The sequence below is a fragment of the Chryseobacterium rhizoplanae genome (assembly GCF_900182655.1).
In the GTDB taxonomy this organism is placed as follows: domain Bacteria; phylum Bacteroidota; class Bacteroidia; order Flavobacteriales; family Weeksellaceae; genus Chryseobacterium; species Chryseobacterium rhizoplanae.
On record NZ_FXTC01000009.1, the window covers coordinates 193566 to 208565 of the forward strand.

Sequence of the window (15000 nt, forward strand, 5' to 3'; positions counted from 1 at the left end):
AAAAGTACGTCAACAATGAAAAATAATATCAATAACACGAAAGGACAGAGAGGTAAGGCCGCAAAATGGCTGATGAAATCTCTATTTGCGGCAGGACTTCTGACATTGGCTTCATGTGAAACCAGTCTTGACACCATCAATGAGAATCCCAATGACCAGGCCAGCATTGATCCTAAAAACCTTCTGACTTACGTAGAAAAATACACATTCCAGGTAAACGGTGATAATATGTATGCTTCAAGAATGATGATTGGAACTGATGGTGAAAATGCCTATCAGTATATGAAATGGAATGACGCCTCTTTTGAAGTATATACAAAAGGACTCCTGAATACAGGAAAAATGATGCAGGAAGCAGAGAAAAGAGGAAATAAAAATTATCTGGCCATTGGAAAGTTTTTAAGAGCGTATCATTTCTTCAATATCAGCTTAAAGGTAGGAAGTACTCCGTATTCTGAAGCAGCAAAAGGTGAATCCGGGATTACCCAGCCTAAATATGATACACAGGAAGCGGTAATGTCCGGAATTTTATCAGAGCTGAAAGAAGCAAATGATCTTATTAATACCAATGACAAAATTGAAGGTGATATTGTATACAACGGAGATGCGTTGAAGTGGAAAAAACTGATCAATTCTTTCCGTCTGAAAATTCTGATCACTTTATCTAAGAAAGCCACAGTAGGAAGTTACAATATTGCCACAGAATTTGCTTCAATCGCAGGAAGCCAGTCTTTGATGACTTCTATTGCTGACAATGGTGAGCTTAAGTTTGCCGATGCTGCAGACAGCAGATACACAATGTTTAACAACAGTGGATATGGTTCAAGTTTGTATATGGCAGATTATTTCATCAACATGTTCAAAGACAGACATGATCCACGTCTTTTTACTTTTGCAGCACAAACTACCGGTGCTAAGGAAGCCGGAAAAGCCATCACAGATTTTACAGCCTATAACGGAGGGAACCCTACGTCTCCTTATTCTGACAATGCTGCTCTGATCACGGCTAAGAATATCTCAAAAGTAAACGACCGTTTTTATAAAGATCCTACCAATGAACCTGCTTCTGTACTAAGCTACTCAGAACTTGAGTTCATCCTTGCGGAAGCTACGGCAAGAGGCTGGATTTCCGGATCGGCAAAAACCCATTATGATAATGCGATCAAGGCAAGTTTCAGTTTTTATCAGACCTATGTCAAAAATCAGGGACAATATTTCTCAGGATTTGATGTGAATCAGTATCTGGCAACACCTTTGGTTGTTTATAACACTGCTGATCCTTTACAGACACAGCTGGAAAAAATTATGACTCAAAAATACATGACCATGTTCCATCAGGCACAATGGACTTCTTATTATGATTATTTAAGAACAGGATACCCAAATTACCCCCTGAAACCCGGAGTTCCAGCTCCTTTCAGATTCAGATATCCACAGTCAGAATACAGTTATAACAGCAGCAACTTAAAAGCAGCGCTGGCTGCCCAGTATAGCGGAAATGACAACATCAATTCCAAACCTTGGTGGTTACAATAAAAATCTGATTATTTTTATATAAAAAACAAAGAAACCGCAGGAAAATCCTATTAACTTGCGGTTTCTTTCTTATTACGATTGAACATGAACAGAAGAGAATTTTTAGAGAAATCAAGCCTTTTATTAGCGGGATTAGGAACATCAAGTGTTCTGCACCCTTCCATTTTAAAAGCTCTGGCCATTGATCCGGCTGCCCAGTCTACATTTTATGATGCAGAGCATGTAGTCATCCTGATGCAGGAAAACCGTTCATTTGATCATGCATTCGGTGCGCTCAAAGGAGTGAGGGGGTTTTTGGATAAAAGAGCATTTGTAAAACAGGATGGGCACTCCGTTTTCTTTCAAAAGAATGATGACGGAAAATATGCATCTCCTGCCCGCCTGGATTTGAGAAATACAAAATCAACCTGGATGAGCTCACTACCTCATTCATGGGCAGATCAGCAAAAAGCACTGAACAAAGGAAAATATGACCAATGGCTTCAGGCCAAAGCTTCAGGAAATAAAGATTACAAAAATATTCCGCTGACACTAGGATATTACAATCGTGAAGATCTTCCGTTTTATTATCAGCTGGCAGATGCATTTACCATATTCGACCAATATTTCTGCTCTTCACTTACCGGGACTACACCGAACAGATTATTTCTTTGGTCCGGAACGTTGAGAGAGCAGCAGAATGGAAAAGTAAAGGCCAATGTCGTGAATGAAAACATTGACTATGACAAAGCGAGACAGGCCAAATGGAAAAGCTTCCCGGAAATTTTGGAACAGCAGAATGTCTCGTGGAGAATTTACCAGAATGAAATCAGTCTTCCAAAAGGAATGTCCGGAGAACAGGAAGCGTGGTTAAGTAATTTTACCGATAATCCTATTGAGTGGTTTTCAAAATTCAATGTTAAGTTTTCAAAAGGATATTATGAGAACATTCCCAATATCATAACCTATCTGAAACAGGAAATTGAAAAAAATCCTGATCAGAAAAAACGGCTTGAGGCTATGCTGGCTGAAGTTCAGGAAGATCAGGTAAAATATCATCCGGATAATTATTCAAAACTTTCAAAAGAGGAAAAAAACCTTCACGAAAAAGCTTTTACCACCAACTCCAATGATCCTGATTACTGGAAACTGGAAATCGGAAAGGATGAAAACGGAGAAAGACTGGTAGTTCCTGAGGGTGATGTTCTGTTCCAGTTCCGTAAAGATGTGGAAGAGAAAAAACTTCCGCTGGTTTCCTGGCTGGTAGCGCCTGAACACTTCTCAGACCATCCGGGATCACCATGGTACGGTGCATGGTATATTTCTGAGGTTTTGAATATTCTGACCAAAGATCCTGAAACCTGGAAAAAAACAATTTTCATCATCAATTACGATGAAAATGACGGATATTTTGATCATGTACTCCCCTTCGCACCGCCTGTGAATCCAAGCCAGCCCGTTGATATGAACGGAAAAGAAGGAGTGGAATATGTAGACAAATCCCAGGAATATATGTCAAATTCTTCTTTAAAAAATTATGAAAAAATTGAAGGAACGGTTGGATTAGGTTATAGAGTCCCTATGATTATTGCTTCACCATGGACAAAAGGAGGTTTTGTAAATTCTGAAGTTTCGGATCATACTTCCATCCTGCAGTTCCTGGAAAATTTCATCATGAAAAAGTATAAGAAAAATGTTCATATTGACAATATCAGTGACTGGAGAAGAGCAATATGCGGAGATCTTACGTCTGCCTTCAATTCTTCCAGTGTGAAGGCTCCACAGATGAATTATCTGGATCAGAAAGAGTACGCTAAAACCATTAATGCGGCTAAAAACAAACCTGTTCCGGATCTGAAATGGTATTCTGAAAATGAACTTAACGGTAATTTACTGGAGATTCAGGAAAGAGGTCTGAAGCCCTCAAATCCGCTTCCGTATCATTTCCATGTCAATTTAGAAGGTGAGCAGATTAAAATGACCAATTTAAAAGAGAACGGAGTTCCATTGTTAATCTATGACAGAACTCAATTCAACAGTACTCATTATCATTTTTCATACGCCTTATATTCAAAACAAGAACTATCTCATGCTGTACATTCCGGAGCTTATGATTACGAAATTTTCGGTCCCAATGGCTTTTTCAGGAAATTCAAAGGGAATAATATTTCTGAGTTAGAGGTAATTTTGGTCAATATGACTGCAAAAAATCAGATTGAACTGATCATCAGAACTCATAAGAATAAAAATGCCTCCATCCATCTGGAAGACTTATATGGAAAGACTCAAAAAACAATCACGGTGCAAAAACCGGAAGAAAAAATTATGATCGATCTTGATAAAAATAAAGGCTGGTATGATTTGAAATTAACGTCAGATGAATGTCTGTGGCATTTTGCCGGAAGAGTAGAAACGGGAAAGGTTTCTGTTTCTGATCCACACTGGGCATAGAAAAACGCTTACAATTTAATAAAAACCTGTACCAAAAACGTACAGGTTTTTTTTGAGTTATTCTTTAAATATAATGCATTACATAGTTCAAATAAGCAATAATATAAAAATTGTGGTATATTTTTCTCACCATATGCTGAATTTTATTATCTTCACTTAACTAATTAACAGTGTCATGAAAAAATTAAATTTAACTATTGCAATGTCTGTATTTGCATTGGCTCTATCCGGGAATCTGAGCGCCCAAGACCTCGCTACAGATAACCATACGGTTACCATTTCTATTCCCGAAGTTGCATTGGTAGATATTGAACCATCTGCCACAAAAAACATTACTCTTGGATTTACAGCGCCTACAGAAGCAGGGAATCCTATCATTCCAGCAACAGCCAACACTACTTTATGGCTTAATTATTCATCCATTAAATCTGTTGCAGATCCTACCCGTAATATAAGTGTAACAATGAATGCTATCATTCCCGGAGTTGATCTTCAGGTAACAGCAGCAGCAGCTACCGGAGCAGGAGCAGGAACATTGGGAACCTCTGCAGGTCTGTTGACATTAAATGCTGCCAACCAGACTATCATTTCAGGAATCGGAAGTGCTTATACAGGAAATGGTGCCAACAACGGACACAATCTTACGTACGCAATTGCTGCAGGAAGTGGTCCTGGAGGGGTAGCAGCCTACGCAGATTTACAGGCAACAGCCACTGTAGCAGCTACCGTTACTTATACGATATCCGACAATTAGAATTTAAATAAAATTTTATTCTCTATTTCAAAAACAAGAAGAAGTTGTCATTCAGTTTCTTCCTGTTTTTGTATTACTCATCATTTAACTCCAAACTTTACATAATGATAAAGCGTATTCTTCTGTTGATCACCTTGATTTTGCAGTTTAGCTTTTTACATGCGGGCATTGTGATTCTCAATGGACTTACACATTCTTACAAAATTGAAAACGGAAAGGTTTACAAGGGAAAAGTAGCCATTGAAAACACCAGCAATAATCCTCAGAGTGTAAAATTATTTTTACAGGACTTTTCTTATCATGCTGACGGAACGATCAATTATTCAGCTTTGCATACAAATAAACGTACCAATGGAGAGTGGATTAAACTCAACACGAATCTGATCACTCTGAAAGGCAAAGAGAAGACGGAGGTTTTGTATGAGATTACAGTTCCCGATCAAGCCAGAGATGCCGGAAGCTATTGGAGTGTCATTATTGTAGAGCCGGTAGAGGATATAAAACCCAGCGACAATAAAGCGGGAGTAAACATCACTTCTGTTATACGTTACGCGATCCAGGTCATTACAGATTTTGAGACAGAAAAGGCCAAACCGGACCTTAAGTTTGAAAGTGTAAAAGTAGAAAAGCTGGAGGGAAAACAAACCGTGAAAATTGCCGTAGCCAATAATGGTAATCTTTACTGCAAGCCGACAACAGCCATTGAAATTTATAACCGTAAAACAGGTGAAAAAATAGGAACGTATTCCAGTTTAACAATGGGACTGCTGCCTGATACCTCCAAAACATTTTACATCGATATCAGTAAAATACCGCCGGACAAATACAAAGCCGCCATAATAGCTACGGATGAAGAAGAGAATGCATTTGCACTCAATGTGGAATTAGAAGTAAAAAATGATTAGAATTTGGACTATATTTATTATCATATCATTATTCCCGATATTTATTTTTTCTCAACAGCAATCCAACCGATTGTCCAGTAAAAAAGATAGTATATTACCGGGAATGTCAACTTCTATTCCTTTTACATTAGAAAATAATTCGGATGAAAACAGGTCTTATGAGATATCAGTCTCCACTTCAAGTCCGTCTATAACACCCATTTTAGCAAAAGGAGAATTTCAGATTGCTGCCCGTGAAACGTCAGCTTATCTGGTTCCTTTGCGTATTGCAACGGAAACGAGCCAGGGAAATTATTCTGTAACATTGAACATTACTGACCGCAATAACGGAATATCCTTTACAAAAACATCAAAAATAACAGTTTCAGGAAACAGAAATATTTTCCTGACTCCTTTGAATTCACCTGAGTTTGTAAGAGCCGGAGAAACGATCCGGGCTTCTTTTCTCTTAAAAAATAATGGTAATATAACAGAGGATATTCATCTTGAAAGTAAAAATGCCATTCTTGACAATGAGCCCTCATTGATACTGGAGCCCAATGAGTCAAAAATCATTACAATACACAAAGTAACCAACCCTGAGCTCAGTCAAAATGAATTTCAGAACCTTAATCTTTCGGTATACTCAAAAGGTATTCCTAAGGAAGTTCAAAATGTTTATATAAGTACTCAGATTATATCCGTAAAACCCTCTGAAAACGATATCTACCACAGGCTTCCTGTTGCCCTTTCATTATCTTTTATCGGAATGCAGAATATGGGAGTTTACAATGATGGCTTCCAGGGAGAAATTTACGGTAAAGGAACTCTGGATAAAGATAACAAAAACCAGATTGAATTCCGGGCAGTTACCCACAACCCTGTCGATCTCAATACCTTTACCCAATATGAAGAATATTTTGTGAACTATAAACGGGACAACTTCTTTATTCATCTGGGTGATAAAACGTATTCTTCATCTTATTTAACGGAGTTTGCAAGATATGGCCGCGGCGCAGAAGTACGGTATGATTTTAACAAATTCAGTCTGGGCGGCTTCTATAATCATCCCAGGTTTTTCAGAGATATTAAGGATGAATTTAATATGTATTCCAGCTTCAAAATCCGGAAGGAATCAGAAATTTCGGTTGGATATCTTTACAAAACTCCAAGAAAGGAGGAAATCCGATATGGAGATCTAAGCCTGGATTCGGATGCACACCTTCCTTATACCAAAGGAAAATTCAAGATATCAAGAAACATTAATGTATCTGGAGAATTCGCTTACAGTACCACAAAAAAAACAGATGGAACAGCTTATATGCTTCAGGCTGATGCTATTTTTGAAAGGTTCAACGGAAGTTTAATGTATGTAAAAGCAAGTCCGGAATTCGCAGGATATTTTACGAATACAAATACCTTTAACGGAAACATTAATTACAAAATCTCCAGAAAGCTCAGTGCTTTTGTCAACTATACACAGGATGTTAAAAATTTCCAGAGAGATACGCTGTTTTTAGCAGCTCCCTACAGACAGTATCTGCAATATGGAGTACAATATAAATACCTGTCAAATGGATCTGTTATCCTTAATAGCGGGTATCAAAAGTATCAGGATCGCTTAGAACCCAAACAGTTTGATTACTACGAGCGTTTTTTCAAAGTGAGTATTAATCAGCAGGTGGGAATGTTTCAGGTGAATATTGAAGGGCAGTTTGGTAAAACAGACAATTATCTGACAGGTTTCAGCGGGAATTCAAGTTTTTATTCTGCCAATCTTTCATTTCAAAAATTCAGAACCTTTTTTAATGTATTCGGAAGCTATGCTATAAGCTCAAGATACCAGCTCCAGAATCAGAAACAGCTCTATTACGGAGCAAGAATTTACAGCCGTTTTTCTGATAAGACTACTTTAAGTATTTTTTATCAGAACAATTATATGCCGGAAGAGTATTTTAAAGACAGAAATCTATTTGAACTTCTCTTCCACCAGCAGCTGTTTCCCGGAAATGAAATTGATCTTTCCGGCAGGTATTCATTACAGAGAGGAGAAATCGGGGATAAAGATTTTATATTTTCAATACGGTATACCTGGCGCCCTAATGTTCCGGTGCAGAAAACAGCTGAATATATTTCGTTATCCGGAAATATCAGCAATCTTGGGATAAAAAAGACAGAAGGCATAAGATTAATGCTGGGAAACTATCTTTCAGTTACCGATCATGAAGGAAATTATGTATTCAAAAATGTGATTCCTGGAAATTATTTTCTGGAAATCGACCGTTCAACAACAGAGATCAATGATATTCCCACATTAGCTCTTCCGGCAGCCCTTTCTCTGAGTAATAAGGAAAACATTTTTAATTTCGGATTAACGACTGCTGCTAATGTTCAAGGCCATATCCAGTTTGTAGAAACAGAAGATAAAGATCACACCGGACTTACTGAGCTGCTTGCTAAGAAAGAGAAAAAGAAAAAAGAAAGTATTATTATAGAAGCTACAGGGAAGGACCAAACCTATCGTAAAATTTGTTTTATAGGTGAGGATTTTGATTTTACTTATCTAAGGCCCGGCGACTGGACTGTTAAAGTTTATCGCAATGGTCTTGATAAACGTTATAAAGTCTCGAACGATAAATTTCAGTTTACACTTGCCCCTTCCGAAACCAAAAAATTAAACATTCATATTGTCAAGCAGCAAATAGAAATAAAATATCAGCAGGAATCCCTAAAGGTAAGCTATAATGAAATAAAAAAGAAAAAATGATTTTGATCCGTTCCCTATTGTTATTAGTGTCTTTTGTTTTGTCTGGATTGTTCTATTCTCAGACTACTGTCACGATGACCTTACCTACCGTAACTTTAATGGATATTGAGCCTACAGGAAGTTTTGCGCTCAACTTTACAGCTCCTACTGAAGCAGGAAATGCCATTGGCAGCCCTACCCCCAATACTTCAAAATGGGTCAACTATACTTCTGCGATTGCACCCGGAGGTCTTACCAGAAAAATTACAGCCTCTGTGAATAAAGTTATTGCAGGGGTTAATATAAGATTACAGGCTGCAGCCGCTTCCGGAGCTGGAGGAGGAACATTGGGAACTTCTGCAGGAATAGTTACATTATCCACAACTGCCACTACTATTATCAGTGGGATTGGAGGTGCCTACACAGGAAATGGCGCTAATAATGGCCATGCTCTCACTATTTCTCTAACAACCAATACCTATGCTAATTTAATTGCACAGGCTAATACTGCTATTGTAGTTACCTATACCATCACAGAATAAAATTGAAAAATGAAAATCAATAGTTGTTTTTTCAGAGAAATCCGTTTAAAAAAATATGTAAGCAGCATCTTTCTAGCAATTGGCTGCTGTCTTGGAGCGCAAACTATAAATGTTGGCGGCAGTAATTGGACTGTAAGTGTACCCACCATTACAGAAGCCGGAACAAACTATGCCGGAACTTATGAAAGCGCTACCAATTTGATAACTCTTTCGGGAAATTTACCCGGATCATTTCTCAACCTTCTTACCACTGGTGCTGCCAGAGTGAGTGTACATCATACCCCTACAACCTGGAACAGCAACCTGCACCTTTATGCCAAAAGAAGCGGTGGAAGTGCCACTATCAGTGGACTCTGTGTTCTTTGTACAGCAACAATAAACGGAGGAACAACTTACGTAGAAATACCACAAGCTGTGGATACAGCATTTTTTACAATCAATTTTACCGGAGTTCTGGGACTAAGCAACAGTGTATCATACACAGGTATTAATACTCAACTGCAAATAAGTGGAGTTTCTGTAATTGTACCTGCAACAACCTATAATACCCAAGTAGTTTTCACAATTGGAGCAAATTAAAATACTCCAAAGCCATCCATATACTTGTCATAATTAATTGAACAATCCATCTAATGAAATATTGAGTCAATTTGTATCTAAAAAAACAATCCTTTTCAAAATCAGAAAAGGATTGCTTTTTATTATTTAACCTTAATTAATGTTTGGCCCACCAAAGAGGAGTCAGTACAGCATCTGCACCACCAAGTAATTGTACAGCCTTATCATATCCGGGCTGATCCGTATTTCTGAAGGTACTTGGATATCTTAATCTCTGAGGGAAATTCTGAATAGAATTCGTCATATAGTTCCCTGAGCTCAGATTAGGAAGGTTGGGCAATGGAGCTTCGATGGCTGGGTTTTCAAAAAACGGCAGCCCGAGTCTTCTCTGATCACTCCAGGATTCTAATGGCAGCCAAGGCATATTGGCAATATATTTCTGGGTAATAATTTTTGTCAGTTTATCATTCTTTACCGATCCATTCTTATAAATGGTATTTACAGGATATTTAATTTCAACAGAAACTAAGTTCCCGCTTACAGGATCTTTATATTTCATCGTATGGCTTACTCCCGGTTCTGTAATATGACTGTAAGAAACAGAAGTACCATCACGATTATAATCTGTTGAAGCAATATACTGACCATAGAATTGTGAAACCCCATTATAAGCAAAACTTTCCTGAATTCCTTTATTATAGGCAGCTTCATCACCCATTGGAATTGACCAGCCTTTCAGTGCAGCTTCCGCCAAAAGGAAATAGGTTTCCCAGCTTGCAAAAAATATTCTTGAATTTTTACTTTCCCTATACTGCTTACCCAAAGCCGGCATACATCCTACAACATTTCTCAAGCCGTTTCTCTGTCCTTTTACCCCCCAGTTTCCAATGGTATAGGCATTCCAGGTATTTACGGTACTTATTGTTATTTTAGAATTGTCTTCAAACGTAAGATCTCCATGATTGGTAGTTGCCTGATTGGTATACGTGGGATACAATGAGTAAACCGGGCTTGTAAGATCCCCGGGAATATAGAATGTTTTATATGCTCTCGGATCGATTTTGTTGGGTAATCCGTCCAACCAATATCCTGCACTTGGGTCGTTGGTCATTGTAGTGAACTGTTGATCATATTTTATACCAATATAATCAGGTGCCTTTACCTGGGTATGTTGAGCTGTTGGTAACTGGTCTGTAGAATTTACTCCTCCTAAACCAATGTATAAATTATTAAGCGTTGCTGATAAGATCTGGGAGTTCCATTCTCTGGACATTACGCCTGTTAGCGCATCCCATCCCGGCTTTTCAGCTACTTTAAAATTATCTGTACTTGTAGCGATAAACATATTTGAATTAGCCGCTGCTTCAAATTCTGTTTTTGCTTTTGAAGGATCTACTTCGGCAATTCTCATGGCAATTCTCATCCTCATAGAGTTGGCATACTTTACCCATTGAGTCCAATTGAACCCATACACCATATCATAGGCATTGGCATTTGATGGTGCTCCTTGGGTTGTGTCCATTTTTGCGACTGCATCTTTTAATTCTTCCAAAATAAAATAATACACTTCTTTTTCAGAATTGAAAGTAGGATTCGTTCCCTGAAAAGCCTGAATAGGTTGAGGTCCGAAATTATCCGAAAATTCACTCATTAAATAAGCTCTCCAGATTCTGGAAATCTGAATAACATTGTCATAATAAGGTTTTCCCTGCCCGGCCGCCTTTTTTTCATTAGCTAATTGAATGGCCGCATTCGCATTATTCAGCCACTCTGAAACGTATTTCCAGTATTCGGAAGTCCAGGAATCGTCGTAAGTTCCCCCTGCAATTCCTGTTGATAAATGCTGTCTTGCTGCCGTTTTCCAGTATAAAACAAAAACACGTTCTGCGATATTAGGATCCTGCTGAGCACCGAGAATTGAGTTATTTAAGAAATATTCAGGTTCTGCCTTACTAGCATCTACGGCAAACGGGTTATTATTGATGTCTTCAAAATCATTACATGAAGTACATAGTAAACCAATCGTAAAAAATGATAAGATATATTTTTTCATTGTTTCAGTTGTTAATTAAAAGCCTAAAGTGATTGTAAATAAATAAGATCTTGAAGTAGGAAAAGCAAGGTTTTCAAACCCTGTAGCATTAGAATTAATTGCGAATACAGATTCCGGATCAATTCCTTTCGCTTTGCTATAGATCATCCATACGTTATTTGCCGTAAAAGCAACCTTAGCACTCTGTAAGGCTAGTTTCTGGAAAATACTTTTAGGGAAACTGTAGGTCAGCTGAATATTTCTTAAACGAATATTGGTAGCATCATAAATATTTTGTTCTGTAATTCCTAAATTTCCAGATGTTACAGCTCCCCAATAATCCTGTTGAGTAATTTCTTTGGTATTTGCTGTATAACCGCCATTTCCCTCCACTACTGCATCTAAAATCATATTATCACGTTTTCCTCCGGGTGCAGTGTCTGCAGCAAGTCCATTCGCTTGTAATGCAGCCTGCGTTGCAGAGAAAAATTTACCTCCGATTCTTCCGTCAATTAAAAATGAAAGTCCAATATTTTTATAAACAAAGCTGTTTGTAAAACCAAACAAAGCTCTCGGCGTTTGATCTCCAAGATAATATTGATCAGAAGTAGCCTGCGGTAATCCGTTTTGATCCACAATAAGCTTTCCGTAATGAGGGCTGCTCGTATCTTCTACTCTTAAGAATTTTGTTCCATAAATCGCTCCGTAAGGTTTTCCTACTTCTGCAAAGAAAGCAACGTTATCAAAACCTGATAAAGGGTATTTTGAAACAATACCATCAATTTTATCGATGTTGCTTTTTAGGGTTGAAAAATTGGCATTGACATTCCATACAAAACTTTCCTTCTTAAAGATATCCGTATTCATTACAAATTCAAACCCTTTGTTATGCAGTCCTCCTGAATTAATTTTCTTTTTCTCATATCCTGAAAGAGGATTTATTGGTAAATCTATAAGCTGCTCTGTTGCATTATTACTAAAATAACTTACATCCAGAGATACTCTGTCAAAAAACTTCATATCTGCACCGACTTCAAAAGTTTTAAGCTTCTCGGCATGAAGATTTGAATTGAAAAGAATTTTATTTCTTGTAAGCACTATATGTCCGTTTGGATCTGTGGAAGCGGTATAGGTATTATATAACTGTTGGGGTGGTAAAGAGTTTCCTGTAACTGCGTAAGCCGCGCGAAGCTTAGCAAATGTTAAAGCATTTAAAGTTGTACCATTTAATTTTTTCAGCATATCTGTCAAAACTAATGAAGTACTCACAGAAGAATAAAAATAAGACCTGTTATCTATATTCAAAGTAGAAGACCAATCATTTCTTGCCGTAGCATTCAGAAACCAATATCCGTCATAATTAATTTCAGCAGCAGCAAATACTGAATTAATTTTTTTCCACATATCAACTTCAGTTGTCGTAACAGAAGCAAGATCACTCGTATTAGATGTACTGAAGACATTGGCAAGAATAAGATTTTGTGTGGAAAAATATAGTGCCTTATCTCTGCTTTCCATCATTTGCCCATAAACAGAAAGCGATCCTCCCCATTTACCAACAATATTATCTTTTTTAGCATTAAGACTTATAATATAATTATTCTCATAAAACTTTTCCTGACCGGTGGAGTAAGAATTATTACGGCCAGATCCTGTCCAAACCCTTGCATCAGTATTTAAAGAATAAAAATCCGTTCCTAATCTTACATCTGCGCTCAGCCAGTTATTAAATTGATATTTAAGATAACCGTTTAATAAAAACCTGTCTTTTTTATCAGCGTTCAGTGCATTATAAGCTGTCCAATATGGATTAACTCCATTGGGCGTTATCCAGCGCGACATTACTTCATTTTGCATCTGCCCCTCACGATAATCTCTTACATCAATATTTTGAGGCATCAGAAGGATTCTTGGATAGTAATTTCCATCACCTTGTCCTCCAGAAGGTCTGTTTGTTCCTTTAACACTCATATATTGAGCTTTCACCTCACTTGTCCATCTTTTATTAGCTCCAAAATTAGAATTCATTTTTGCTATAAAATTGAACCTCTCGTATTTTGAGTTTGGAATCTGGTTATTATTGTTTAAATAATTAGCAGAAGTGTACAAGCTTGATCCTTCGCCTAAGGTCTCTTGAAAACTCAATGTATGCTGTGCGGTAGTTCCTGTCTTAAAAAAGTTTTTTAAGTTATCATGAACCGTCATATTTGATCCTTCAAAAGTGGGTCCCCAGGAAGTTGTGTTGTCGGTCCCTGGTGGATTGACTAACCCATTACTTCCTTGTGCGAAACTATGCTGCAAATCAGGCTTCATAAAAATATTTTCAAAGCCTAAGCTTGTAGAATATGTAATTCCTAATCCTCCTTTTCTTTTGCCGGTTTTTGTAGTAATCAAAATAACTCCGTTTCCACCTCTGGAACCATAAAGAGCAGAAGCAGCACCACCTTTTAAAACGGAAAGACTTTCAATGTCGTCCGGATTGATATCACTTAAACCATTACCCATATCAAGATCCGGATTCCAGAAATCGTTATTAGAGTCTTTTCCATTCTGCTTGACCTTTGAGCCTAAGCTATTACTTAACGGAATTCCATCCACCACAATAAGGGGCTGATTATCTCCTGTAAAAGAATTAAACCCCCGCAGGTTAATTTTGGAAGAAGAACCAGGTCCAAAACCTCCTTTAATAACTTGTAATCCGGCAACCTTACCTGCTAATGCATTGGTTATGTTATTTTCTTTAGCATCGACAAGGGTTTGGCCTTTCACATCCTGGAAAGAATATCCAAGCGCTTTTTTTTCTTTTTTTACACCATAAGCTGTAACAACTACTTCATCAATCTTTGACGCTTTAGTTGAATCGCTTTGTGCATACAATCCACCGAAAAAGAATAAGGATTGGAGCAGTCCAACCTTAAAAATGGTTTTTTTCATAAAAATTAGATTTGGTATATATTTAATAATATCACAAGATATTTCAACAAATAAACGTAATTCTTATTAAATTAATATGCAATCATTAATTATTTATGCTAAATACATCAATAAAAGCAACCAAACCTTTTTAATCTCAACATATTAAATCATTAATACGGGTTTAAAGGTTTTGATACTTAAATGATTAAGTAAAATTTGAAGTTAGATAAGCTATAGTCAAAATCTAATACTTTGTGGGGATTGACTTGAAGAAAATAATGGATTTGTTTAGACTCCTTCGGAGTGACAAGGATGTGTTATCAATGATAAGTGATAAGTAATAAATAATAAATGATGAGGGATCAATGATGTATAATCTCTGATACTGATGACAATAGAACGATGAATCATTGTTCATTACCAATTACTCATTACTCATTGCTGATTACTTATCTTTTAGGATTGTGCTGGCTTGGGTATACAGAAAAAAAAAATCCTTTATCATAAGATAAAGGATTTTTAAAAATAAAATAAAAACTGGCGGCGGCCTACTCTCCCGCTTTCGCAGTACCATCGGCGCTGGTGGGCTTAACTTCTGTGTT

Annotated in this window: 9 protein-coding genes; 7 read left to right on the forward strand and 2 right to left on the reverse strand. The window is 37.3% G+C overall.

The window, feature by feature from the left end; all coding sequences use genetic code 11:
* Nucleotides 1-15 precede the first annotated feature (15 nt).
* The 7 genes from FN817_RS18525 to FN817_RS18555 all read left to right on the forward strand — a co-directional run bounded on the left by FN817_RS18525 (nt 16) and on the right by FN817_RS18555 (nt 9471).
* Nucleotides 16-1536, forward strand: coding sequence for a SusD/RagB family nutrient-binding outer membrane lipoprotein (locus FN817_RS18525; protein WP_228451600.1), 1521 nt, complete (start codon nt 16-18; stop codon nt 1534-1536).
* Between the two features lie 84 nt (nt 1537-1620).
* A complete protein-coding gene (locus FN817_RS18530) occupies nt 1621-3966 on the forward strand; it encodes a phosphocholine-specific phospholipase C (protein ID WP_142719220.1) in 2346 nt (781 codons plus the stop codon).
* A 175-nt stretch (nt 3967-4141) separates the two neighbouring features.
* The gene (locus tag FN817_RS18535) at nt 4142-4720 is read left to right on the forward strand and encodes a hypothetical protein (RefSeq protein WP_047385860.1); all 579 of its coding nucleotides are present in this window, start codon (nt 4142-4144) and stop codon (nt 4718-4720) included.
* A 104-nt stretch (nt 4721-4824) separates the two neighbouring features.
* Nucleotides 4825-5625: a WxL protein host-binding domain-containing protein gene (locus FN817_RS18540; protein WP_142719221.1), complete on the forward strand. Its 801-nt coding sequence runs from the start codon at nt 4825-4827 to the stop codon at nt 5623-5625.
* Complete coding sequence (locus FN817_RS18545) at nt 5618-8371, forward strand: COG1470 family protein (RefSeq protein ID WP_142719222.1); 2754 nt, start codon at nt 5618-5620, stop codon at nt 8369-8371. The genes FN817_RS18540 and FN817_RS18545 overlap by 8 nt, the downstream gene beginning before the upstream one ends.
* Nucleotides 8368-8892: a hypothetical protein gene (locus FN817_RS18550; protein WP_142719223.1), complete on the forward strand. Its 525-nt coding sequence runs from the start codon at nt 8368-8370 to the stop codon at nt 8890-8892. The genes FN817_RS18545 and FN817_RS18550 overlap by 4 nt, the downstream gene beginning before the upstream one ends.
* A 9-nt stretch (nt 8893-8901) precedes the next feature.
* Nucleotides 8902-9471, forward strand: coding sequence for a hypothetical protein (locus FN817_RS18555; protein WP_142719224.1), 570 nt, complete (start codon nt 8902-8904; stop codon nt 9469-9471).
* A gap of 136 nt (nt 9472-9607) precedes the next feature.
* Here FN817_RS18555 and FN817_RS18560 read toward each other — a convergent pair whose 3' ends face one another.
* Nucleotides 9608-11503 (reverse strand): SusD/RagB family nutrient-binding outer membrane lipoprotein, encoded by a 1896-nt coding sequence (locus FN817_RS18560; protein WP_142719225.1) that lies wholly within the window; start codon nt 11501-11503, stop codon nt 9608-9610.
* Nucleotides 11504-11518: 15 nt separating this feature from the next.
* Nucleotides 11519-14416 carry a SusC/RagA family TonB-linked outer membrane protein gene (locus FN817_RS18565; protein ID WP_142719226.1) on the reverse strand — a complete coding sequence of 966 codons (2898 nt, stop codon included), beginning with the start codon at nt 14414-14416 and terminating at the stop codon, nt 11519-11521.
* Nucleotides 14417-15000 lie beyond the last annotated feature (584 nt).

Coding starts and splice junctions, on each gene's coding strand:
- FN817_RS18525 (WP_228451600.1), top strand. CDS start 16: ATGAAAAATAATATCAATAACACGAAAGGACAGAGAGGTAAGGCCGCA.
- FN817_RS18530 (WP_142719220.1), top strand. CDS start 1,621: ATGAACAGAAGAGAATTTTTAGAGAAATCAAGCCTTTTATTAGCGGGA.
- FN817_RS18535 (WP_047385860.1), top strand. CDS start 4,142: ATGAAAAAATTAAATTTAACTATTGCAATGTCTGTATTTGCATTGGCT.
- FN817_RS18540 (WP_142719221.1), top strand. CDS start 4,825: ATGATAAAGCGTATTCTTCTGTTGATCACCTTGATTTTGCAGTTTAGC.
- FN817_RS18545 (WP_142719222.1), top strand. CDS start 5,618: ATGATTAGAATTTGGACTATATTTATTATCATATCATTATTCCCGATA.
- FN817_RS18550 (WP_142719223.1), top strand. CDS start 8,368: ATGATTTTGATCCGTTCCCTATTGTTATTAGTGTCTTTTGTTTTGTCT.
- FN817_RS18555 (WP_142719224.1), top strand. CDS start 8,902: ATGAAAATCAATAGTTGTTTTTTCAGAGAAATCCGTTTAAAAAAATAT.
- FN817_RS18560 (WP_142719225.1), bottom strand. CDS start 11,503: ATGAAAAAATATATCTTATCATTTTTTACGATTGGTTTACTATGTACT.
- FN817_RS18565 (WP_142719226.1), bottom strand. CDS start 14,416: ATGAAAAAAACCATTTTTAAGGTTGGACTGCTCCAATCCTTATTCTTT.